Origin of the sequence: Bradyrhizobium sp. STM 3561, assembly GCF_045571455.1 — a bacterium.
GTDB lineage: Bacteria > Pseudomonadota > Alphaproteobacteria > Rhizobiales > Xanthobacteraceae > Bradyrhizobium > Bradyrhizobium vignae.
Map to the genome: position 1 here is coordinate 1,410,382 of NZ_CP120695.1, position 21,876 is coordinate 1,432,257.

The window sequence follows — 21,876 nt, forward strand, 5'->3', positions numbered from 1 at the left end:
TTGCCCCGGAATTCTTAAAGCCCGCGTACGCGACGCGTCTGTTCGGTAAAGACTTTCCTACTCAGCCGCCGCCCTCTAGGGTCGCGGCATCAACAACGAAGAACATTGAGGGTTCCAAAGGGCGTCGGGATGCAGCTACCAGACAAGCATGAGGGGACGACGACAAAGGCTTTCGCGGGCCTGCGGGTCCTGGATTTTTCGACCACGATCGCCGGTCCCCACTGCGCGCGCATGCTAGCCGACATGGGCGCCGAGGTCATCAAGATCGAGACCGACGGCGGGGAGACGATGCGGACCCGGCCACCGCTGCGCAAGGGGTGCAGCACCACGTTTGGCCAGCTCAATGTCGGCAAGAAGAGCGTGGTGCTCGACCTCAAGTCCGAGGACGGCAAGGAGGCGGTGCGCCGGTTGGCTGCGACCGCCGATATCCTGGTCGAGAACTTCCGCCCGGGTGTGATGCACCGGCTGCGGCTCGATTACGACAGGCTGCGTCAGGTCAACCCGAGGCTGATCTACTGCTCGATCTCGGGCTATGGCCAGACTGGCCCTTCGGCCGAGTTGCCGGCCTATGCGCCGGTGATCCATGCGGCTTCCGGCTACGACATGGCACATCTCACGTACCAACCGGGCCGCAGCCGGCCCGACTATTGCGGCATCTACCACGCCGACGTCGTCACCGGCACCTACGGTTTCGGTGCCATTGCGTCAGCCCTCTATCAGCGCACCGTGACCGGGCTTGGCCAGCACATCGACGTCTCCATGCTGGAATCGATGCTGACCTTGACCCTGACGGAGTTGCAGAGCTCGCAATTCGCGGTGAAGCCGCCGCCGCGCCCGATGTTCGGCCCGACCGAGACGGCAAACGGCTATGTCATGATCACGGTCGCCAGCGAGAAGACGTTCCGGGCTCTGATGGGAGTGATCGGCCGCTCCGAATGGATCTCCGATCCACGCTTTGCCACCTATGCTCCGCGCCGCGAGAACTGGGCGGCGCTGATGGATGGCGTCGAGGTCTGGTCGCGGCAGCATTCGACCGATGCATGCCTGCTCGCGCTTGGCGCTGCCGGCGTCCCGGCCTCGGCCTATCGCACCGTGTCAGAGGCGTTGGCCGATCCGCAGCTTGCGCATCGGCAGGCGCTTTCCGAAGTGCGGGACGAGGGCGGCTCGTTCCAGGTGCTCAATCTACCGTTCCGGATGTCGGGGGCCGACACGACGCCGGCCAAGACGGTGGCCGTGCTCGGCGCGCACACGGATGCATTGCGCGAAGAGGTTGGGCTCTCCAGCGACGCGTCCATTCCGACAGGCAAAACGGCCGCGACAGGCTGAACGGCTTCGTGCCGCAAGCAATGCGGCGTTGCGTGCCGTCGGGTTGCCATCCTCGATCGCCGTAAACTAGAGAGGAGCGAGTTTGTCTCGCTCCGCCGGCCATGGCATGGTGGGCGTGACAACAAGAAATATGCCGGGAGGATGCCAATGAAGAGTTTCAAGGTCGCCGATTTCAAGGCGCCGCTGCAGGAGGTCGACGAGGCCACGCCGCAGCCGTCGGGCACGCAGGTGTTGATCAAGGTGAAGGCGGCCGGCGTCTGCCACAGCGATCTCCACATCTGGGAAGGCGGTTACGATCTCGGCCATGGCCGCAAGCCGCTGTCGCTGAAGGACCGCGGCATCAACCTGCCGCTGACGATGGGTCATGAAACGGTCGGCGAAGTCCTGGCCTTCGGTCCCGACGTGAAGCCCACCGACCAGGGCGATCTCAGGGTTGGCGATATCGGCCTGGTCTATCCCTGGATCGGCTGCGGCAAGTGCGCGACCTGCCTTGGCGGTGACGAGAACATGTGTCTGACACCGCGCTCGCTCGGCGTCTATTGTGACGGCGGCTATGCCGACCACATGCTGGTGCCGCATCCGCGTTATCTGCTCAATCTGAAAGGCCTCGATCCCGCGACGACCGCGCCCTATGCCTGCTCGGGCGTCACCACCTACAGCGCGCTGAAGAAGGTCGAGCAGCATTTCGACACGCCGATCGTGATGTTCGGCGCCGGCGGCCTCGGCCTGATGGCGCTGTCGCTGCTGAAGGCGATGGGCGGCAAGGGCGCGATCATGGTCGACATCGACGCGAAGAAGCGCGAAGCCGCTGAGAAAGCAGGCGCGCTGGCGACCGTCGATCCCAAGGCGCCGGATGCGCTGGAGCAGCTTGCCAAGAAGGCGGGCGGCCCGATCCGCGCCGTGATCGACCTGGTCGGCAACTCCGCCACGACGCAGCTCGGCTTTGATTGCCTCACCAAGGGCGGCAAGCTCGTCATCGTCGGCCTGTTCGGCGGCGGTGCGACCTGGGCACTGCCGCTGATCCCGATCAAGGCGATCACGATCCAGGGCAGCTATGTCGGCAATTTGCGCGAGACGCAGGAATTGCTCGATCTCGTGCGAACGAAGAAGGTGCCGCCGATCCCGGTGACGCGGCAGCCGCTCGCCAAGGCCAATGACGCGCTGTTGCAGTTGCAGCAGGGCGCGGTGGTCGGACGCACCGTGCTGACGCCGTAACAGCGATTCTCTCCGCCGTCATTGCGAGCGCAGCGAAGCAATCCAGAAATCCCTGCGCGGAAACAGTCTGGATGCTTCGTCGCAAGAGCTCCTCGCAATGACGATGCCACCTTCGTTCAAGCAGGAACCCCCATGTCCGCAAACATCGCCTTCCACGTTGCCGTGCTCGCCGGCGACGGCATCGGTCCTGAAGTCATGGCGCCGGCGCTCGAGGTGCTGCGCAAGGTCGGCGATAAATCCGGCCTTGGCTTCCGTTTCACCGAAGCGCCCGCCGGCGCCAACAATTACCTCGCCACCGGCAAGTCGATGCCTGATACGACGATCAAGCTGTGCGAGGAGGCGGATGCGATCCTGCTCGGCGCCTGCGGTCTGCCGTCGGTGCGCTACCCCGACAACACCGAGATTGCACCGCAGATCGAGCTGCGCTTCATCTTCGATCTCTATGCCGGCGTCCGTCCGGCGCGGCTCATTCCGGGCGTGCCGAGCCCGATCGTCGGCGCTGATGCGCGCGGTATCGATCTCGTCGTGATCCGCGAATCCACCGAGGGCCTGTTCGCCTCGATGGGCAAGGGCGTCGTCACCCATGAGGACGCGCGCGAGACCATGGTGATCACGCGCAAGACATCCGAGCGCCTGTTCGAGTTCTCGTTCCGCCTCGCCGAGCGGCGCAAGGCGCGCGGCAAGCCGGGGATGCTCACCTGCGTCGACAAGGCGAACGTATTCAAGGCCTTTGCGTTCTTCCGCGGCATTTTCGACGAGATCGAGAAGAAGCATCCAAGCGTGAAGACCGAGCGGCTCTATGTCGATGCCTGTTCGGCGATGCTGGTGAAGCGTCCCTGGGATTTCGACGTGATGGTGATGGAGAACATGTTTGGTGACATCGTCTCCGACATCACCGCGAGCCTGATCGGCGGCCTCGGCATGGCGCCATCGGCCGACATCGGCGACAAGTATGCAGTGTTCCAGCCGTGCCACGGCACCGCGCCCGATATCATGCTGCAGGGCAAGGCCAATCCGACCGGCATGATCCTGTCGGCGGCGATGATGCTGGATTGGCTCGCCGACAAGTACGGTGTGGAAAGTGCGGCTGAGGCGGGTCAGACCATCGAGCGGGCGGTGGACCAGGCCTATGCCGGCGGCATCAAGCCAATGGAGTTCGGCGGCAGCAACGGCACGGCCGACATCACGAAAGCGGTGCTCGCGGCGCTTTGAGAAGCAATCGAAGAGTTCATCTCACAAGAAAAAAGGGGCCCTCGGGCCCCTTTGCCGTTACCAGCGGCGCCAGTAATGATGACGCCAGCCCCACGGACGTGGGCCGTAGAAGCGCGGGCCGCCGTAATAGCCGTAGGCGCGATAATAGTTCGGGCGCCACCAGCAGCGCCCCCAGGGGTTACACACCCAGCGCACCTGATCGACGTTGGCGGCGGGACCGCCTGCAATCTTGTCCGCCTGCGGGATGCCGTTCGGCATTGCCGCAAGGGCCGGTCCCGACGCGAGCGCCACACCACCTATGGCGGCCAGACCAAGAACAGCAAACTTGAGTTTCATCGCATTCTCCCTCGTTGGTGGCGGGAGAACTTTCGCCAGATCAACTGGTTGCTGCCGCATTGATCTGCACGAGGAATTTAATCTTCGTGAACGTCGGTTCAGCTTCAGCAGCCCCGGAACTGCGGCTTGCGCTTCTCCATGAAGGCCTGCCGGCCCTCCCGGAAATCGGCGCTATCCATGCAGGCGGTACCGATGGCCTTGATCGCGTTCATGTCGCGCGCGCTTTCGTCCTTCAGTACTTGTGCGATGGTGATCTTGGCGGCCTTGATCGCGAGCGGGGCGTTTTCGGAGATGGTCTGCGCGATCGCCATCGTCTCTCCCCAGAGTTGATCGACCGGAAACAGGCGCTCGACGAGGCCGATGCGCAGTGCTTCGGCCGCATCGATGCGCATGCCCGTGTACATCAGGAGCCGAGCCCAGGACGGACCGACCAGCGACACCAGATGTCGCAAGCCGTCATAGCCGTAGGCAATCCCGAGCTTCGCTGCGGGAATGCCGAACTGGCTGCCATGCGCGGCGATGCGGATGTCGGCGAGCATCGCGACCTGCATGCCTCCGCCGAGACAGAAGCCCTCGATGCAGGCGATGGTCGGCTTGGGGTAGTCGGCGAGCAGCGCACGCTGGGCGGCGCTGCGCTTGGCGTACTCCTCGGACGCCGCCGCATTGTGCCTCACCTTCTCGAACTGGCTGATGTCGGCGCCCGAGACGAACGCCTTGCCGCCGGCGCCGCGCAGGATCACCACGCGTACCGTGTCATCGTCGCGCAAGGCCGTCAGCGCCTCGCCAAATCCCTCCCACATCTCCAGCGACATCGCATTGCGCTTGTCGGGATTGTTGAAGCTGATCACGCCGACGCCACCCGCCGTGTGCTTGAGGATCTTGCCATCGGCGTAAGGTGTTCCGGTCGTGCTGAAAATGTCGGACATCGCGCGCTCGCTCGTCGTAGGCGATGCGCAATGTGCGGCGCAGGCGCCGCCGTGGTCAACCGGGGCAGGGTAGGAGAGGCCGCATCCGCCTGTGCTGGGATTGCATGGCGCGCGCGAAGCGCGGCGGCAAATTACCAAGAAGAAGGGGCGGCGAGGCCGCCCCGAGGCAAAACCGCGCGCAAGCGCGCAGGCGCAGACATAGCTCCTCCGATCTCGTTCAATCCGGCCGCGCCCCCGCGACGCGACGGATTGAACATCGGCCCTAAAGGCCAGGCGTCGATCGGCCTCAGCTCTCGTTCGCCGCGATCGATTCCATCAGCGAGACGAGCTGACGCTGCACCGTCTGGTCCTTGATCTTGCTGTAGGCGCGCAGCAGGCGGAGGCTGAAGGCCGAGTCGAGGAAGAGCAGGCTCTCGACTTCGCGGGCCTTGTTGTCGCCGTCGTAGAAGAAGGTCACGGGCACGTCGAGGGCGGAGGCGATCTGCTGAAGCCGAGCCGCGCCGACCCGATTGACGCCCTTCTCGTATTTCTGAACCTGCTGGAAGCTGACGCCGAGCTTCTCGCCGAGCTCGGCCTGCGAGATCTTCATCTCGACGCGCCGCAGACGGATCCGCTTGCCGAGCTCGATGTCCGGCTTGCCGGCGCTGCGCTGTTTCATTCTTTTCGCCGCTGCTTTCATCTCTGTTTTCACCTTTGTTCTTCGGTTGAAAATCCCCCGAAGAGCTGGGTCAGGGGTTCGCCCATATACGAGTCCTTGAATTCATGCGGATGCACGAACTCTTCCTTAAACCACGGGAAGCGAGCCGGATTGAAAGCCTCGATCAGCCAGTCGATCATGTGCCGCACGCGCGGGATACGGCCGCTACCAGGATGGTAGGACAGCCAGATGTCCAGCGGTCGGTTCAGCTCGACCTCCAGTGGAATCAACTTCCCGCCAAGCGCAATGGCGTAGCTCGGGAATACGCCGATGCCGGCGCCGTTCGCGACCGCCCAGTAGTTGGCGCTTGAGACGTTGGTCTTCATGACCAGGAGGTCACGTTCCGAAACGCCCGGGAAGAAGCTCTCGAAAGATTCCTTGGCGGCGAGCTGGTCGGCGAATTGCAGCACCAGGCGATGCTTGATCAATTCCGCCGCCGAGCGCGGCGCGCCATGCTTTGCGATGTATTTCTCGGAGGCCCAGAACATCAGATGCATGCGGCCGAGCCGCACCAGCTTGATGTCGAGCGCCGAGGGACGCGACAGATGGATGGCGACGTCGGCCTCGTGGCGCGAGACGTCGGCCGAGCGCATCGCGCAATGCAGGTCCACCAGGATCTTCGGATAGGCCTGCTGGAATTCGACGAGCCGCGGGGCCAGCCAGAATGTGCCGAGCCCCTCGGTGACGGCAACGCGGACCTCGCCGGACAAGGCGTTGGCCATCGAATCGCTGGCGCGCAGCACGTCGAAGGTGGCGGCCTCCATGCGCTCGACGGCGGAGACCACCAGCGCGCCCTCATCGGTCAGATGGGTGCCGTGAACGTCGCGGGTGAACAGTGTGGTGCCAGTCTGGCGTTCGAAATCGTCGATCCGTCGGCGCACAGCATTGATCGAAAGCGACAAGCGCTCGGCCGCCGAGCGAAAACTTCCGCATCGAACGACTTCCAAAAATATGCGGGCGGCATCCCAATCCGAGAGGCCGCTGAGATTTGTCTTTGGGCGTTCCGCCGACGGAACGCCCCTTTCCGCCAAGGAGTGCATACAAGTCCCTTCGGAAAGCTAAACTGGCAGAATCTGGCGCAAACCACAACCACGACGGGTTGGGGAATGACGAGTTTTGAACGTCATCCTTACTGCCGTACGGGTGGTATTTGGATGCTGCCACGGGCTGAGAATTGGGCAGACGGTCGGCCTGACTGAGGGGTTTTGGCGTGAGTTCCGTTGCGAGCCTTGGAGTGGCTGCGGGATTGCCGGCGCTGTCCGCAACGGAAATTCTTGCGCGTAAGCCGATGCCGTCTCCCTCGATGGATCGATCACACCGCGTTCGGCGTTTGCTCCCGGACTACTCCGGTGACCTTCAACGGCGCTGCATGGCGATGGCGGCCGGTACCGCAGTTCCAGGGCAGAAGCACACAGAAATCAGGTTCGGAGGCGCAGTCGCCTCGTGCTATCTTTGGTCTTCCATGGGGGCCGAAGGGGGCGTGACAAATACGTCTCGCAGGCCGAATTAACGGAAAGAACGCCGGTGTCGCATTCAGACGAACAGTTGCAGTCGGTGCTGGAAACGCTTGAGGAGTGCCGCAGGGCTCTCAACGCGTGCAACAGCCGTGAGTCGGCCGAGATGCTGTCCATTGTCATCCTCGACGTGCGGATGAAACTGAAAGGAATTGACAGTGCCGATCTCAAGGCACTGTGCGACGAGATGCTGCGGAGCGCTGCGAGTGAGCCGCCGCCCCCTTCCAAGCAGACGCAGGACCAGCCCCGGCGTCCGCTGCTCCGCGTGGTGAAGTAGCCGCGCCGCCGAATCTCGCTTTTTGGCGAGGTTTGTGCGCGTCCCGATGCCGCATCTGTGATCACGGAGGGCATCGGGAGGAGCCTTGGTTCTGTGCGCCTCTGTTGCGCAATCTCCGGCATAGGCTACACCAGAGCCGGTTCGGCTCCGGGCCGGGCGCATCCCTTGCGCGCCGTACCGGCACCTGAGATGGCTCCGACTGCATCATGCAAAATGTTTCGATCCCGGCGGCGCTGATTGCCGGCCTCGTCAGCTTCCTCTCGCCTTGCGTCCTGCCTCTGGTTCCGCCCTATCTGATCTACCTCACGGGCGCCACGATCGAGCATGTCGAGAGCGACCAGTCGGCCGCTGCCTCCAAGCGCGCGATCATGATGTCGGCGCTCCTGTTCGTGCTCGGCTTTTCCACGGTGTTCGTGGCGCTCGGCGCCAGCGCCTCGCTGATCGGCGGGCTGATCCGTACCTGGTCGGCGGAGCTGTCGGTCCTCGCCGGCATCGTCATCATCATCATGGGCCTGCACTTCCTGGGCCTGACGCGCATCGGCCTTTTGATGCGCGAGGGACGGCTGCCGATCCCCAAGCCCGTCGGCCTCTGGGGCGCCTATGTCATGGGCCTTGCTTTCGCCTTCGGCTGGACGCCTTGCATCGGTCCGATCCTCGCCGCGATCCTCTCGATCGCCGCGGCGGAAGCCACGGTGACGAAGGGCGCCGGCCTGCTCGCGGTCTACTCCGCGGGCCTCGGCATTCCCTTTCTGATCGCCGCGCTGATGATCGAAAAGTTCTCCGCGCTGTTCGCGCGCATGAAGGGGCACCTCGTCAACGTCGAGCGCGCCATGGGCGTCTTGATGGTGATCACCGGCATCGGCTTTCTCACCGGCGCTGTCTCCAATGTGAGCATCTGGCTGCTGGAGACGTTTCCGGCGCTGCAGACGATCGGGTAGGTCGGAATATTGCGGCGCCTTGCTTGCAAACACCCGCTCGACGATCTCCCGATTGTTGCGCAGTGGAAGATTCGCCGTTTCCGTCGTGACGGTCGAAAACAGCTGGCGGCCGGATCTGTCGGCCAGCAGAAGAACGCTGTCTCCGCCGTATTGGCTGATGAACCCGACTGCGAGCCGGCGGAAGCCGTCGAAATCACCGACTTGCAGGGATTCGCTGAGGGCGAGCACCTGCAAGCCGCCGGTTATCCGCTGCACTTCGGAATCGAGCGCGATGCGCATGCTGCGCACCGTCTCCAGCACCCGGCGCGTCGCCTCGCTGCGATCCTGGCGATAGTTGGAATAGGCAAGGCCGACGGCAAAGACGATCAGCGGCAACATCGTTCCCGCGACGAGGAGAGCGAGCCGGACCGGCAGGGTGAGCTTCGACAAACGCAGACGTCCCGGTGCGAGCGCGGCGGCGCCGGATCATGGCTTTGGCAGACCATACGGTCGCCAGCTACGCTGCGCCACGATTTTCGCGACTCGGCGAACAGTCCCGAACAGTCCGGAGACGGGATTTGCGCAGCGCTGTCGGCGACTCTTGCGCCTCAGCTCATGCCGGCCGCGGTCAGTAGCAGACACACGGCATAGATGGCCGCCAGGCTAAGTCCGGCGATCCGCGCCTCGCGATGCGATGTCATGCGCTCAACTCCGCGAGGACGGCCGCCGTCGCGACGGCCGTCCGTTTCGTCCTGATCAATCGATTTCCTGCACGACAGTGCGTGAGCCGGGATCCACCAGCATCACGCGATCCCCGGAATAGACGTAGCGATACTTCGTCAGCGACGGGCCCCAATCCGCCGGAACGGCCTCGAGCTCGACGTCGCTCGGCACCGTCGCGCCGACAACGATCTTTTCCTTCGTCGTCACCGGACGGATGCGGTGCTCGGTGACGTAGGATTTGATCTTGGTTCGGTATTGCGGCTCGATCTGAACTACCGCCGCGTGACCGGTTCCGGTGGTCGTCACGGTGGATTGCGCGAATGCGCCGGTCGAAATCAGGACCGCCGTCGCGGACAGCAGGAACAGCTTTTTCATCTTGTCCTCCTCACAGGAATAAGCGCGGCAACAACACCCTCGCCATGCGCGGTGTTCCCCCGGCGTAGGAACAAATTGCTATTTTTTCCCGTTACTGAATCGACCGGGCCGAAGCCCGGGAATCTGAGGAGGAGAGAATGACGCTGAGAATAGCGAGTGCAGCGCTGATCGTTGCTGCATTGTCCTTGCCGGCGTTCGCGGCCGACGAGTTCTACGTGGTCCAGGACGTCAAGACCAAGAAGTGCACTGTCGTCGATAAGAAGCCGACAGACGCCTCGATGACCGTCGTCAGCCCTTCGGGCACGGTCTACAAGACACGCACCGAGGCTGAAAGCAGCATGAAGACCGTCAAGGTCTGCACGTCCAATTAGGGAGAGCTGTGATGCCGGTATTTATTCTCTGGGCCGTGCCCGCGATCATCGTGATCGGCGGCGGCATCTATCTGATTGGTCATATGCACTAGCTCCGTTTTCGAGCGGGCGTGTGCGTGCAGTGCACAGGCCCGCAACTTTTCCGCCTTGCTCAAATGAGCGCGATCCCGCAGCCGGTGGCCGCGGGATCGCGCGATCGGTTACAGATTGCTCTCGGTGATTGCGGCGTAGACCATGCTGCGCAGCTCGCGCCGGATCGGGTAGGCGCTCGACGGCAGCACCTGCGTCATGAAGATGGTGATCAGCTCCTCGGCCGGGTCGATCCAGAACGAGGTCGTGGCCGCGCCGCCCCAATTGTATTCGCCGGGGCTGCCGGCGATCAGCGTCTCGGCCGGGCGCATGGTCACGGCGAAGCCGAGGCCGAAGCCGATGCCGTTGTAGGTGGCTTCGGAGAACAGCGAGCGCGACACCTCGGGCAGCGCCCCGCCGCCCGGAATATGGTTGGTCGTCATGAGCGCCAGCGTCTTCGGCCCGATCAGCCTGACGCCGCCGAGCTCGCCGCCATTGAGCAGCGCGCGGCAGAAGGTCAGATAGTCGGCGACCGTCGAACACAGGCCGCCGCCGCCGGAGATGAAGGAGGGCGGTGACAGGAACGAGCTCGTGGTCGGATCGTCCTGGAGCGTCAGGCCCTCGCGGCGCTGGCCCGCGTGGAAGGTCATGCCCCCGCCTGGGTCCGCCGAGTAGCAGGCTGCGAAGCGATGAACCTTCGAGGCCGGCACGTGGAAGTCGGTGTCGATCATGCCGAGCGGATCGAGGATGCGTGATTTAAGGAACTGCTCGAACGGCACGCCCGAGATCTTGCCGACGAGGTAGCCGATCACGTCGGTCGCAACCGAGTAATTCCAGGCCTCGCCCGGCGAGAACTCCAGCGGGATCTTTGCGAGGCCCTCGATCATGGTCTGCAGCGTGCCTGATTTCTCGACCTCGCCCATCTTTTCAGCGCGATAAGCGGCATCGACATTGGAGCGCTGCTGGAAGCCGTAGGTCAGCCCGGACGTGTGGCGCAGCAGGTCGACGATCAGCATGGGCCGCGACGGCGGCCGCGTCAGGAAGGCCGGGTACGTACCGGCGACGAACACGCCGAGATCCTTCCATTCCGGAATGTATTTGGCGACCGGCTCGTCGATCGCGACGAGGCCTTCCTCCACCAGCATCATGAAGGCGACGCTGGTGAGCGGCTTGGTCATGGAATAGATGCGGTAGATGGTGTCGTCCTTCACCGGCACCTTGCGCTCGACATCGGCAAAGCCCTGCACCGAACTATGAACCACTTTGCCTCGACGATAGACCAAAAGCTGGGTTCCGGGGAAACGGCCGGCATCGATGTAACGGTTCTTCAGGTGCGCATCGATGCGGTCGAGCGCAGCTTGGGACATGCCGACGGATTCGGGGGAGGCTGGAGTAGGGGCTAGCATGGGAACGTTCCTCGGACGGTTCTTGTCGTAAGCCTGATAGCCGAAATCGCCCCCCTCTTCCAAGCCGGTTGCGCTTAACTCCAGCTGGCCTGTTGGTGTAGCCTCTGGCTGAACGCCCCAAGGAAACCGAGAATCCGAAAGCAGAAAAACGGGAAGCACAGCATCATGACCCAGTTCAACGAGAGCGAGCTCACCGAAGCCGTGATCCGGAGCTTCGACGACACGCCGAACCCACGCGCGAAATTCCTGCTCCAGGAGCTGATCAAGTCGCTGCACGATTACGTGAGCAAGACCGGTCTCACCTTCGCGGAATGGGAATATGCCATCGATTTCCTGACCCGAACCGGCCAGAAGTGCACCGATACCCGCCAGGAATTCATCCTGCTGTCCGACGTGCTCGGCGTCTCCATGCTGGTCGACGCGGTCAATCATCGCGACCGCGAGGGCGCGACAGAGACCACCGTGCTTGGCCCGTTCTATGTCGGCGAGCACAAGGTGACCGCGCACGGCACCGACATTTCGCCGAACAATCAGAGGGGCGAGCGGATGTTCGTGCAGAGCCGCGTCACCGACCTCAAGGGCAATCCGCTTGCCGGCGTTCCCGTCGATGTCTGGCATGCCGATGATGACGGCTTCTATGATTCTCAGAAGCCGAACTATGACGAGGTCGGCGCCTCGGCACGGGCGCGCTTCATCACCGATGATGATGGACGCTTCTTCTTCCGCACCATCCTGCCGTGCAGTTACCCGATCCCGACCGACGGTCCCGTTGGCGAGATGATCGTGCAGACCAATCGCCACCCGATGCGCCCGGCGCATGTGCACTTCCTGGTCAATGCGAAGGGCTATGAGCCGCTGATCACCCACGTCTTCATCGGTGGCGACAAATATCTGGATTCCGACGTGGTGTTCGGGGTCAAGGACGATCTCATCGCCAAGGTCGAGCCGCGCAACGATCCCGAGATGCCCGACGGCACCAAGACGAGCGGGCGATGGCACCTGATGAGCTACGAATTCCACCTCAAGCCGGGTGGCGGCATGGCGCCGAAGCCACTGGGCGTGAAGGCGGCAGAGCCGGCGTGATCCGGTTTTGTTCGGCTATCGCAGTCGGAGCGCTGCGAGCAGCACGATGACGGCGCAAGCCAGGATCGCCGTGGTCAGCTTCCAGAACAGCAGCGGATTGCGCTCCAGAAGTGGCGTGGTCCGCGTGGCGAGATAGGCCGGATTGGGATTTCGGAGCTCGAAGACGAACTCGGAGAGATCTTCGTGGCGCTTGTAGGGATCGGGATGCAGCGCCTTCCTGAGTGCGCCATCGATCCAGCCCGGGATGCCCCGCTCGGCATCGACCGCAGGGCGGTATCTCAATTTCCACGCGTCCGATCGTCCCCGGATCTTGGCGATCTGGGCGCCGTAGGGCAGATGTCCGGTGAGCATCTGGTAACAGATGGCGGCCAGCGAGAACATGTCGGATCGGGGCGATCCGCCTTCGCCGAGGAAATACTCCGGCGCCGTATATTGAACAGTGCCGAGAATTTCCGTGTCGGCCGATCTCGGCGCCGCTTCGGCAACCCCTGCGACCCTGACCGATCCGAAGTCGATGATCTTCGCGGTGCCGGTCTTGTCGATCAGGACGTTGTCCGGCCTGAGATCCTGATGCAGCATCTCCATGCGATGGAAGGCGCGAAGCCCGGTGGCGATCTGCTCGACGATCCTGCGCACCGTCTCCAGATCGGGGCGCGGGTTGTCGAGCATCCACTGCCGCAGCGTCTGCCCCTCGACGAACTCGGTCGCGACGTAGAGATAGTTGCGCCGCGTCGATTTCGACCGCGGTTTGAGCACGTACGGACTGTCGATCCGCCGCGCGATCCATTCCTCCATGAGGAAACGTTTCAGATAGGCCTGGTTGTCGCGCAGGTCGATCGACGGAATCTTGAGCGCGACCGTTTCCTCGGTCTCCGCATCGACCGCGAGATAGATGTGGCTGCGGCTGCTGCCGTGGATCTCCCGGATGATCCGATAGCCATCGAACACAGCCCGGGGCTCCAACAGAGGCGGTAGGGGCAGCGTCGAGGTCCGATCGAAGACCCCCGTTTCCTCCGGCACCGCATCGATCCGTAGGATCTGGACAGTGATGTTGTCGTCGCTGCCGCGCCGGTAAGCTTCCTCGACGATGGCTTTTGCAGCACGATCGAGGTCGCCGGCAAGTTCGGCGATGACGCCGGTCACGAAACGCTGATCGACGAATTCGTAGGCGCCGTCGGTCGCCAGCAGGAAGGTGTCGCCGGCCTGGATCTCGAGGGTCTGGTAGTCGATCTCGAGCTGCGGATTGATGCCGAGCGCACGGCCGAGATAGGTCTGCTCCGACGACACGATGATGCGGTGATCGTCGGTCAGCTGCTCGAGCGCCCTGCCGGCGACGCGGTAGATGCGGCAGTCGCCGACGTGGAAGATGTGCGCGGTGGCCGCCTTGATGACCATGGCGCTGAGCGTGCAGACATAGCCCTTGTCGCGGTCATAGGCATATTGGCTCTTGCGCGTCTGCGCATGCAGCCAGGAATTGGTCGCCTCCAGCACACGCCGGGCGGAGGTCTTCACCGTCCAGGATTCCGACGTGCAGTAATAGTCCATCAGGAAGCTCTTGACCGCCGACTCGCTGGCGATCTGGCTCACGCTGCTGCTGGAGATGCCGTCGGCGAGGACAGCTGCGATGCCCTTCAGGCTGAGCAGCGGCTCCTCCGGAATCAGGACGCCATGAAAATCCTGATTGAGGGGCTTGCGACCCTTGTCGGAATGTTGGCCGACCGAAATCAGGAGTCCGCGGGGCATCGTCATCACCGGCAAAGGGGAGCCTCACCCTGATCGGGCGAGGCTGCCCTGTCGAGATGTCTTCGATCAGGCCGCAACGCGGGGCTTCGCAGCCTTGTCGGCCTGGCGCTTCGGCAGGGTCAGGACGTGGGTGGCGTAGAGCGTCATGCCGGTGAAGGCGAGTCCGCCGACGAGATTGCCGAGCACGGTCGGGATCTCGTTCCAGATCAGATAGTCCATGATCGAGAACTTGGCGTGCAGCATCAGGCCCGACGGGAACAGGAACATGTTCACCACCGAATGCTCGAACACCATGTAGAAGAACACCAGGATCGGCATCCACATCGCGATGACCTTGCCGGAGACCGAGGTCGAGATCATGGCGCCGACGACGCCGGTGGAGACCATCCAGTTGCAGAGCATGCCGCGCATGAACAGCGTCGCCATGCCGGCCGCACCATGCGCGGCATAGCCCAGCGTTCGGCCTTCGCCGATATTGCCGATGGCGGTGCCGATCTTGTCGGGCGCCTGTGTGAAGCCGAAGGTCGTGACGAAGGCCATCATGAAGGCCACGGTGAAGGCGCCGGCGAAATTGCCGACGAAGACGAGGCCCCAATTGCGCAGCACGCCACCGAGCGTGACGCCCGGGCGCTTGTCGATCAAGGCGAGCGGAGAGCAACTGTGTTGAAGTAGCCCGGCGATCGGCCGGCCTCAAGGCTGGCGCTGGCGCGCCACCGCCTCCGGCGGCTTCCGGCCTTGACCCCGTCCGCTCGCCGGTCTTCAGGGCGTGCAAGCGCTCGGCGGAAGCCGAGCGGAGTTGCTCACTTCGTACCGGCCGGCGTCCCATTTCTCGCCGCGTGCGATCATGACGTTCAGGATCACGATCAGCTTGCGCATGCAGGCGATGAGCGCAACCTTCGGCTCCTTGCCTTTGGCGATCAGGCGATCGTAAAAGGCCTTGAGCACGGGGTTATGCCGGGTCGCGGCTCCCATGGACGCCATGTAGAAGACGTTGCGGACCTTGCGGCGTCCGCCCTGGATATGACGGACGCCCCGACGTTTGCCGCTGTCGTCGTCATAAGGCGCAGCACCCAGCAGGGCCGCGGCCACTTTGTTGCCTATCTGGCCGAGTTCCGGCATCGCCCCGATCAGTCCGGCGGATGTGCCCCCGGCAAGACCTGGTACGCTCTCGATGATCTCGGCGAGTTCGGCAAAACGCGGTGTGGTCTTGATCAGGGCTGCGATCGCTGCTTCCAGCTTGGCAATTTCGGCGGCGAGCCGCTTCAGCAGGCGATTTTGCATCTTCTGCACGACGTCAGGAGTGGAATGCTCCGTCCTGTTTCGCAAGCTCGTCTGCACGTCAATCAGAGCCTGGCGCGCACTCACGATCTGCGCCAGCTTCTCGCGTGCCGCATCGTAGGCTTGCCCCCTTGCCTCAATGAAGGTCTCGGCGAACCAGGCAATCATCTCCGCATCGATCGGATCGTTCTTGGCGAGCTGTCCAGCCGATTTGGCGAAGTTGCGCACCCGCTTTGGATCCACCACCAAGCCTTCGATACCATCCTGGCGTAGCACCTTGGCCCACTCCCGCTCATAACCACCGGAAGCCTCCATGGCGGCTTTGCCGACCTTGTGCTTGCGAAGCCAGCGGATCAGCGCTCGCCGACCTTCTGGGCTGCTCGCGAACGTCTGCCGTTGTGACAATGAGCGAATGCACACATCCACCTTGTCCTTGGCCACGTCGATGCCAGCGACAAGGACGTCGTTTTGTGCCATCATCTACTCCCTTCCTTGCTCGGTTCGGGCTCGAAGCCCATGCAACTGTTCGGGTTGAGGAAGACCACCGGATCTGTCCCTCGCTCCCCGACAGGCTCAAGGCCTTTGAGCACGAACGGGCTCAGATCCAGCGACGGGCGGTTTTGCGAGAACCGCCCGTTCGCACATTCTGGCAGATTTTCTGGACACAAGAGCACGAACACGCCGGTCAGGAGATCGAAGCCCAGCAGATAGAGCATGACGAAGCCGACCGGAAACAGCAGCGCGCCGACCAGCGGCTGGCCCGTGTTCACGTTGATGGTCACGGCGAACCAGGCGGCGAGCGCGAGGATGGCGCCGGCCATATAGGCCCGGATCACGGTATCCCGGGTGGACATGAAGATCTTGGACTCGCCTGCATCCACCATCTTGGTGACGAATTCCGAAGGCGCGAGATACGACATCAATGGTTCCTTTGCTTCGCAAGTGAGATCGACACGCCCCTGGCGAGAGCGCGGCTGAACGTCATCGGCCGTGCGGGCTGGCCTGCCGCGCACGAGGATTATGGAATGTCTGGAAGCCTTGGGAATCGCGTCACGAGGACTGAGCCGGGAGGGCCGCGAAGCAGTTGAGCTTCCGGGATGCAGCCGCCAGAGGCTGCAACAATGCGGCAAGCCGCAGTCTTCGTTGACGCCAATGAAGAAGCAAGTTGCGTGCCGCCGAGGCGCGCAGGAAAAATAAAGTCATATCAAAGTGATGCGTCTCTCGCCGACTTCGGTCGGAGGCGCTCGGCAGCCTCCTGCTTAAGCGACTGCACAAGCTTTGTGCGTCGCACAAGGATTGGGCAGTGCGCAAATTTCGCAAGCGGGACCAGCCTGCGACAGTCTGGCACCGTGCATCTAAGTTACTAAATTTCTTGATATTTTGGCAGCGCTGAGCTTGGCACGAAGCTTGAATAGTTCCAGGCCGACGCCATTGAAGCCGTCCCGCGAGACTTCTCATCCGATTTTGCTGACGCCACCCGAACGGGGGACCCCCCCGTCATGCGTTCGCATGCGCCTTTTTCTGGCGTCACGGACGGACGGGCTGCTCGTGCGCACTGACGCAATCATTCGCAACGACGCAAAGGACGACACCACCGATGACCAAGCGCATTCGCCGGCCCTCCGAGACTGGCCTCAGCCGCCGTCAATTGTTGAAAGCCGCCGGCTCGACCGCCGCCCTTCTCGCCGCCGCCAAGTTCAATTTCCCCGCCGGCGCCTTCGCGCAGGATGCGGGCCCTGAGGTCAAGGGCGCCAAGCTCGGCTTCATTGCGCTCTCCGATGCCGGCCCGCTGTTTGTCGCCAAGGACAAGGGTCTCTTCGCCAAATACGGTATGCCTGATGTCGACGTGCAGAAGCAGGCCTCCTGGGGCACCACGCGCGACAACCTCGTGCTCGGCTCCGAGGGCAACGGCATCGACGGCGCGCATATCCTCACACCGATGCCGTATCTGATCTCGGCCGGCAAGGTGACGCAGAACAACCAGCCGACGCCGATGTACATCCTGGCGCGGCTCAATCTCGACGCCCAATGCATCTCGGTCGCCAAGGAATATGCCGATCTCAAGCTCGGCACCGATGCTGCGCCGTTCAAAGCGGCGCTGGAGAAGAAGAAGGCCTCCGGCAAGGCCGTGAAGGCCGCGATGACCTTCCCCGGCGGCACGCACGACCTCTGGATCCGGTATTGGCTCGCCGCCGGCGGTATCGACCCCGACAAGGACATCGAGACCATTGTGGTGCCGCCGCCGCAGATGGTGGCCAACATGAAGGTCGGTACCATGGACTGCTTCTGCGTCGGCGAGCCGTGGAATCTCCAGCTCGTCCACCAGGACATCGGCTACACCGCGGTCAATACCGGCGAGATCTGGAACAAGCATCCGGAGAAATCGTTCGGCATGCGCGCCGCCTTCGTCGACAAATATCCCAAGGCGACCAAGGCGATCCTGATGGCGGTACTGGAGGCCCAGCAATGGGCTGACAAGGCCGAGAACAAGCAGGAGCTCGCCACCATCATGGCCAAGCGGCAGTGGATCAACTGCCCGGTCGAGGACGTCTACGACCGTACCGCCGGCAAGTTCGACTACGGCAACGGAAAGGTGGTCGAGAACTCTCCGCACATCATGAAGTACTGGCGCGATCATGCCTCCTATCCATTCCAGAGCCACGATCTCTGGTTCCTCACCGAGGACATCCGCTGGGGCAAGTACGAGGCGAACTTCGACACCAAGGCGCTGATCGCCAAGGTCAACCGCGAGGACATGTGGCGCGATGCGGCCAAGACTCTCGGCGTCGGCGCTGCCGACATTCCCACCTCCACCTCGCGCGGCAAGGAGACCTTCTTCGACGGCAAGGTGTTCGATCCCGAAAATCCGGCTGCCTATCTGAAGTCGCTCGCGATCAAGCGCGTCGAAGTCTGATGGAACCAGCGGCCGCCCATTGGGCGGCCGCGTCTTTGCCAAGCCGGAGAGAGATAGCGATGAACATGACTGCCACGAAGATCGAGGGTGAGACCGCGACGCCTGCCGCAACCGTCGCGCCAGTCGTCGCGCTGACGCCGAAGCGTCGCCCGCGCACTGAGGCTTACGCACGCATGGCACGCGAGACGGCCGTGCGCGTGATCCCGCCGCTGGTCGTGATCGCGCTGCTCACCCTGGTGTGGGAGCTGGTCTGCCGGAGAGCCGGCTCGGCACTGCCGCCGCCGTCAAAAGTGTTTGCGGACACCAGGGAGCTGATCTTCGATCCGTTCTTCGATCATGGCGGCATCGACAAAGGCTTGTTCTGGCATCTGTCCGCCAGTCTTCAGCGCGTCGCTTTCGGCTACTCGCTCTCGGCCGTCGCCGGCATCGCGCTCGGCGTGCTGGTCGGGCAGTCGGTCTGGGCGATGCGCGGGCTCGATCCGTTGTTCCAGGTGCTCCGCACCATTCCGCCGCTGGCCTGGCTGCCGCTCTCGCTCGCGGCATTCCGCGACGGCCAGCCCTCGGCGATCTTCGTCATCTTCATCACCTCGATCTGGCCGATCATCATCAACACCGCGGTCGGCATCCGTAACATTCCGCAGGACTACCGCAACGTCGCCGCGGTGGTGCAGCTCAACCCGCTCGAGTTCTTCGCAAAGATCATGATCCCGGCGGCGGCGCCCTACATCTTCACCGGCCTTCGCATCGGCATCGGCCTGTCGTGGCTTGCGATCGTCGCAGCCGAAATGCTGATCGGCGGCGTCGGCATCGGCTTCTTCATCTGGGACGCGTGGAACTCCTCGCATATCAGCGAGATCATCCTGGCGCTGTTCTATGTCGGCATCGTCGGCTTCGTACTGGACCGCCTGATCGCGGGCCTCGGCAAGTTCGTCACCCGCGGCACCGCGCAGAACTGAGGAGAAGGTACATGACCGCCTATCTGAAGCTCGACCACATCGACAAGGTCTTCACCCGCGGCGTCGCCTCCACGGAGGTGCTGAAGGACATCAATCTCACGATCGAAAAGGGCGAATACGTCTCGATCATCGGCCATTCCGGCTGCGGCAAGTCGACCCTGCTCAACATCATCGCAGGGCTGACCGGCGCCACCACGGGCGGCGTGCTGCTGGAAAACCGCGAGGTGAACTCGCCGGGGCCTGATCGCGCCGTGGTGTTTCAGAACCACAGCCTGCTGCCGTGGCTGACCGTCTACGAGAACGTCAAGCTCGGCGTCGACAAGGTCTTCGCCAAGACCAAGTCGCGCGCCGAGCGCGACGCCTGGGTGATGCACAATCTCAACCTCGTGCAGATGGCCCATGCCAGGGACAAGCGTCCTTCGGAAATCTCCGGCGGCATGAAGCAGCGCGTCGGCATCGCGCGGGCGCTGGCCATGGAGCCGAAGGTGCTGCTGCTGGACGAGCCGTTCGGCGCGCTCGACGCGCTGACCCGCGCCCATCTGCAGGACTCGGTGATGGCGCTGCATCAGAAGCTCGGCAACACCATTCTGATGATCACCCACGACGTCGACGAGGCCGTGCTCCTGTCCGACCGCATCGTGATGATGACGAACGGGCCGAGCGCGCGCATCGGCGAGGTGTTGGAGGTGCCGCTGGCGCGCCCCCGCAAGCGGCTCGAGCTCGCGACCAACACCACGTATTTGAAGTGCCGGCAGCGCGTGCTCGAATTCCTCTACGAGCGTCACCGCTTCGTAGAGGCCGCGTAAGCCAAGGTTTAATGCGCAAAACGTCCGCGCCTAAATAATCGACAGCTCGCTCAATCCTTGTGCGCCGCACAAGGATTGAGCGAATCGCAAATTTTGCGAGCGAAAAAGCCCTGCAAGAATTTCGGGCAATACGAATAACATCCTGAAATCCCTGTATTTCCAGCGTGCGCGCAATTGGCACGGAAATTGAACCGTCTGTGCGCGACGCCAACGAAGACGTCCCTCAACATCATCAATCAGCATCGTGAACTCGCCACCGAGGTGAAGCCTCGGAGCGTGCCTCCGTGGCCCGGAGGCCAAGCCTGCAACGACGCAGCGGTGAGCCTAGAAGGGATACTCAATGACGAAGAATCCTACTTGGATTTCAGACTGGCGCCCCGAAGATGAGGCGTTCTGGAATGCGACTGGCAAGACCATCGCGCGACGCAACCTGATCTGGTCGATTGTGGCCGAGCATATCGGCTTCTCGGTCTGGCTGATCTGGAGCATCGTGACCACCAAACTTCCGCTGGCGGGCTTCCACTACACCACGGACCAGCTGTTCCAGCTCGTCGCGGTGCCGGGCCTGATCGGCGCCTTGATGCGCTTTCCCTACACCTTCGCGGTGACGACGTTCGGCGGCCGCAACTGGACCATCTTCAGCGCGGCGATCCTGTTCATCCCGACGCTGTCGCTCGCCTATTTCGTCAGCCAGCCCGACACGCCGTTCTGGCTGATGTTGCTGATCGCGTCGACCGCCGGCCTTGGTGGCGGCAACTTCGCCTCCAGCATGACCAACATCTCCTTCTTCTTCCCCGACCGGATGAAGGGATGGGCGCTGGGCCTCAACGCCGCCGGCGGCAATATCGGCGTTTCCAGCGTGCAGCTCTTGACCCCGATCCTGATGACGCTCGCCGTCTTCAATCTGTTCCAAGCCACTCCCGTTGACGGCATCTTCCTCCAGAATGCCGGCCTGATGTGGGTGCTGCCGATCGCGATCGCGGTGTTCGGTGCGGTGTTTTTCATGAACAACCTCACCACGGCCAAGTCTTCGGTGAAGAACCAGCTCGCCATCGTCAAGCGCAAGCACACCTGGATCATGGCGTATCTCTACATCGGTACGTTCGGGTCCTTCATCGGCTACTCCGCGGCATTTCCGCTGCTGATCAAGACGCAGTTTCCGACGGTGACGATCGCGATCGCCTTCCTCGGCCCGCTGGTCGGCTCGCTGTCGCGTCCGCTCGGCGGCTGGCTTGCCGACAGGATCGGCGGCTCGATCATCACCTTCTGGAATTTCATCGTGATGGCGGGCGCCACCATCGGCGTGCTCTACTTCGTCGGGCAGAAGGATTTCATCGGCTTCCTGTCGATGTTCCTGATCCTGTTTGTGACGACGGGCATCGGCAACGGCTCCACCTACCGCATGATCCCCTCGATCTTCCGCGAGGAGAACCTGTTCAAGGTGCGCGGTAAGGGCGATGTCGCGCGTGCGGCTGCCCTGAAGGCCGCGGGCATCGAGAGCGGCGCGGCGGTCGGCTTCATCGGCGCGATTGGTGCCGTCGGCGGCTATCTGATCCCGAGCGGTTTCGGCAAGTCGATCGCCATGACCGGCGGGCCGCAGCTCGCGCTCGCAATCTATCTCGCCTTCTACGGCTCCTGCCTCGCTCTGACTTGGTGGTTCTACCTGCGTCGCGGCCCGCAGGGGGAAGGCGCGCCAAGCCTCGCCGAAGCGCGTGTGTAGAGCATGATCCGG

General features: G+C 63.1%; 19 protein-coding genes and 3 pseudogenes. 11 read left to right on the forward strand and 11 right to left on the reverse strand.

The genetic code is table 11. The features are described 5' to 3' along the window. Positions 1–129: 129 nt before the first annotated feature. The 3 genes from P6U28_RS06395 (at position 130) to P6U28_RS06405 (ending at position 3,753) form a co-directional block, all read left to right on the forward strand. On the forward strand, positions 130–1,326 hold the full coding sequence (locus tag P6U28_RS06395) for a CaiB/BaiF CoA transferase family protein (protein ID WP_407121960.1): 1,197 nt from the start codon (positions 130–132) through the stop codon (positions 1,324–1,326). Positions 1,327–1,473: 147 nt separating this feature from the next. Further along, a complete protein-coding gene (locus P6U28_RS06400; RefSeq protein WP_122404386.1) occupies positions 1,474–2,541 on the forward strand; it encodes an alcohol dehydrogenase in 1,068 nt (355 codons plus the stop codon). A gap of 132 nt (positions 2,542–2,673) precedes the next feature. Further along, positions 2,674–3,753: an isocitrate/isopropylmalate dehydrogenase family protein gene (locus tag P6U28_RS06405; protein WP_122404385.1), complete on the forward strand. Its 1,080-nt coding sequence runs from the start codon at positions 2,674–2,676 to the stop codon at positions 3,751–3,753. Positions 3,754–3,810: 57 nt separating this feature from the next. Here the strand turns inward: P6U28_RS06405 and P6U28_RS06410 are convergent, their stop codons facing one another. The 4 genes from P6U28_RS06410 to P6U28_RS06425 all read right to left on the reverse strand — a co-directional run bounded on the left by P6U28_RS06410 (position 3,811) and on the right by P6U28_RS06425 (position 6,752). Further along, positions 3,811–4,089 carry a hypothetical protein gene (locus tag P6U28_RS06410; protein WP_129145168.1) on the reverse strand — a complete coding sequence of 93 codons (279 nt, stop codon included), beginning with the start codon at positions 4,087–4,089 and terminating at the stop codon, positions 3,811–3,813. Between the two features lie 104 nt (positions 4,090–4,193). After that, a complete protein-coding gene (locus P6U28_RS06415) occupies positions 4,194–5,015 on the reverse strand; it encodes an enoyl-CoA hydratase (RefSeq protein ID WP_122404383.1) in 822 nt (273 codons plus the stop codon). Between the two features lie 286 nt (positions 5,016–5,301). Next, complete coding sequence (locus P6U28_RS06420) at positions 5,302–5,673, reverse strand: helix-turn-helix domain-containing protein (protein ID WP_020608151.1); 372 nt, start codon at positions 5,671–5,673, stop codon at positions 5,302–5,304. Positions 5,674–5,702: 29 nt separating this feature from the next. Further along, on the reverse strand, positions 5,703–6,752 hold the full coding sequence (locus P6U28_RS06425) for a LysR family transcriptional regulator (protein ID WP_122404382.1): 1,050 nt from the start codon (positions 6,750–6,752) through the stop codon (positions 5,703–5,705). 484 nt (positions 6,753–7,236) lie between these two features. Here P6U28_RS06425 and P6U28_RS06430 point away from each other — a divergent pair, with 484 nt between their 5' ends. Both P6U28_RS06430 and P6U28_RS06435 read left to right on the forward strand, forming a co-directional pair. Further along, positions 7,237–7,503 (forward strand): hypothetical protein, encoded by a 267-nt coding sequence (locus P6U28_RS06430; protein ID WP_122404381.1) that lies wholly within the window; start codon positions 7,237–7,239, stop codon positions 7,501–7,503. A 206-nt stretch (positions 7,504–7,709) separates the two neighbouring features. Further along, positions 7,710–8,441, forward strand: a complete 732-nt coding sequence (locus tag P6U28_RS06435; protein WP_407121961.1) for a cytochrome c biogenesis CcdA family protein — start codon at positions 7,710–7,712, stop codon at positions 8,439–8,441. On the opposite strand, the pseudogene P6U28_RS06440 reads toward P6U28_RS06435, so the two are convergent. Both P6U28_RS06440 and P6U28_RS06445 read right to left on the reverse strand, forming a co-directional pair. After that, positions 8,439–8,870: pseudogene (locus P6U28_RS06440) on the reverse strand (sensor histidine kinase); the annotation flags it as partial. The gene P6U28_RS06435 and the pseudogene P6U28_RS06440 overlap by 3 nt on opposite strands. 306 nt (positions 8,871–9,176) lie before the next feature. Continuing rightward, positions 9,177–9,518 (reverse strand): DUF1236 domain-containing protein, encoded by a 342-nt coding sequence (locus P6U28_RS06445; protein WP_122404379.1) that lies wholly within the window; start codon positions 9,516–9,518, stop codon positions 9,177–9,179. 137 nt (positions 9,519–9,655) lie between these two features. Between P6U28_RS06445 and P6U28_RS06450 the strand changes: the two genes are divergently transcribed. Further along, complete coding sequence (locus tag P6U28_RS06450) at positions 9,656–9,889, forward strand: hypothetical protein (protein WP_122404378.1); 234 nt, start codon at positions 9,656–9,658, stop codon at positions 9,887–9,889. Positions 9,890–10,089: 200 nt separating this feature from the next. Here the strand turns inward: P6U28_RS06450 and P6U28_RS06455 are convergent, their stop codons facing one another. Continuing rightward, the gene (locus P6U28_RS06455) at positions 10,090–11,364 is read right to left on the reverse strand and encodes a serine hydrolase domain-containing protein (protein WP_407121962.1); all 1,275 of its coding nucleotides are present in this window, start codon (positions 11,362–11,364) and stop codon (positions 10,090–10,092) included. Between the two features lie 165 nt (positions 11,365–11,529). Here P6U28_RS06455 and P6U28_RS06460 point away from each other — a divergent pair, with 165 nt between their 5' ends. Next, on the forward strand, positions 11,530–12,447 hold the full coding sequence (locus tag P6U28_RS06460) for an intradiol ring-cleavage dioxygenase (RefSeq protein ID WP_407121963.1): 918 nt from the start codon (positions 11,530–11,532) through the stop codon (positions 12,445–12,447). Positions 12,448–12,462: 15 nt separating this feature from the next. Here the strand turns inward: P6U28_RS06460 and P6U28_RS06465 are convergent, their stop codons facing one another. The 4 genes and pseudogenes from P6U28_RS06465 to P6U28_RS06480 form a co-directional block, all read right to left on the reverse strand. Continuing rightward, on the reverse strand, positions 12,463–14,196 hold the full coding sequence (locus P6U28_RS06465; RefSeq protein ID WP_407123205.1) for a protein kinase domain-containing protein: 1,734 nt from the start codon (positions 14,194–14,196) through the stop codon (positions 12,463–12,465). A gap of 60 nt (positions 14,197–14,256) precedes the next feature. Beyond that, positions 14,257–14,844, reverse strand: a pseudogene (locus P6U28_RS06470) (formate/nitrite transporter family protein); the annotation flags it as partial. Between the two features lie 105 nt (positions 14,845–14,949). Further along, complete coding sequence (locus P6U28_RS06475) at positions 14,950–15,948, reverse strand: IS110 family transposase (protein WP_122403573.1); 999 nt, start codon at positions 15,946–15,948, stop codon at positions 14,950–14,952. Positions 15,949–16,136: 188 nt separating this feature from the next. Beyond that, positions 16,137–16,388: pseudogene (locus tag P6U28_RS06480) on the reverse strand (formate/nitrite transporter family protein); the annotation flags it as partial. Between the two features lie 677 nt (positions 16,389–17,065). Between P6U28_RS06480 and P6U28_RS06485 the strand changes: the two are divergent. The 4 genes from P6U28_RS06485 (at position 17,066) to P6U28_RS06500 (ending at position 21,864) form a co-directional block, all read left to right on the forward strand. Further along, complete coding sequence (locus P6U28_RS06485; RefSeq protein ID WP_407121964.1) at positions 17,066–18,382, forward strand: ABC transporter substrate-binding protein; 1,317 nt, start codon at positions 17,066–17,068, stop codon at positions 18,380–18,382. Between the two features lie 59 nt (positions 18,383–18,441). Further along, a complete protein-coding gene (gene ntrB / locus P6U28_RS06490; protein ID WP_209294536.1) occupies positions 18,442–19,338 on the forward strand; it encodes a nitrate ABC transporter permease in 897 nt (298 codons plus the stop codon). A gap of 11 nt (positions 19,339–19,349) precedes the next feature. Further along, positions 19,350–20,144, forward strand: a complete 795-nt coding sequence (locus tag P6U28_RS06495) for an ABC transporter ATP-binding protein (protein WP_209294535.1) — start codon at positions 19,350–19,352, stop codon at positions 20,142–20,144. A gap of 340 nt (positions 20,145–20,484) precedes the next feature. Beyond that, complete coding sequence (locus P6U28_RS06500; RefSeq protein WP_129145161.1) at positions 20,485–21,864, forward strand: MFS transporter; 1,380 nt, start codon at positions 20,485–20,487, stop codon at positions 21,862–21,864. Positions 21,865–21,876: the final 12 nt, after the last annotated feature.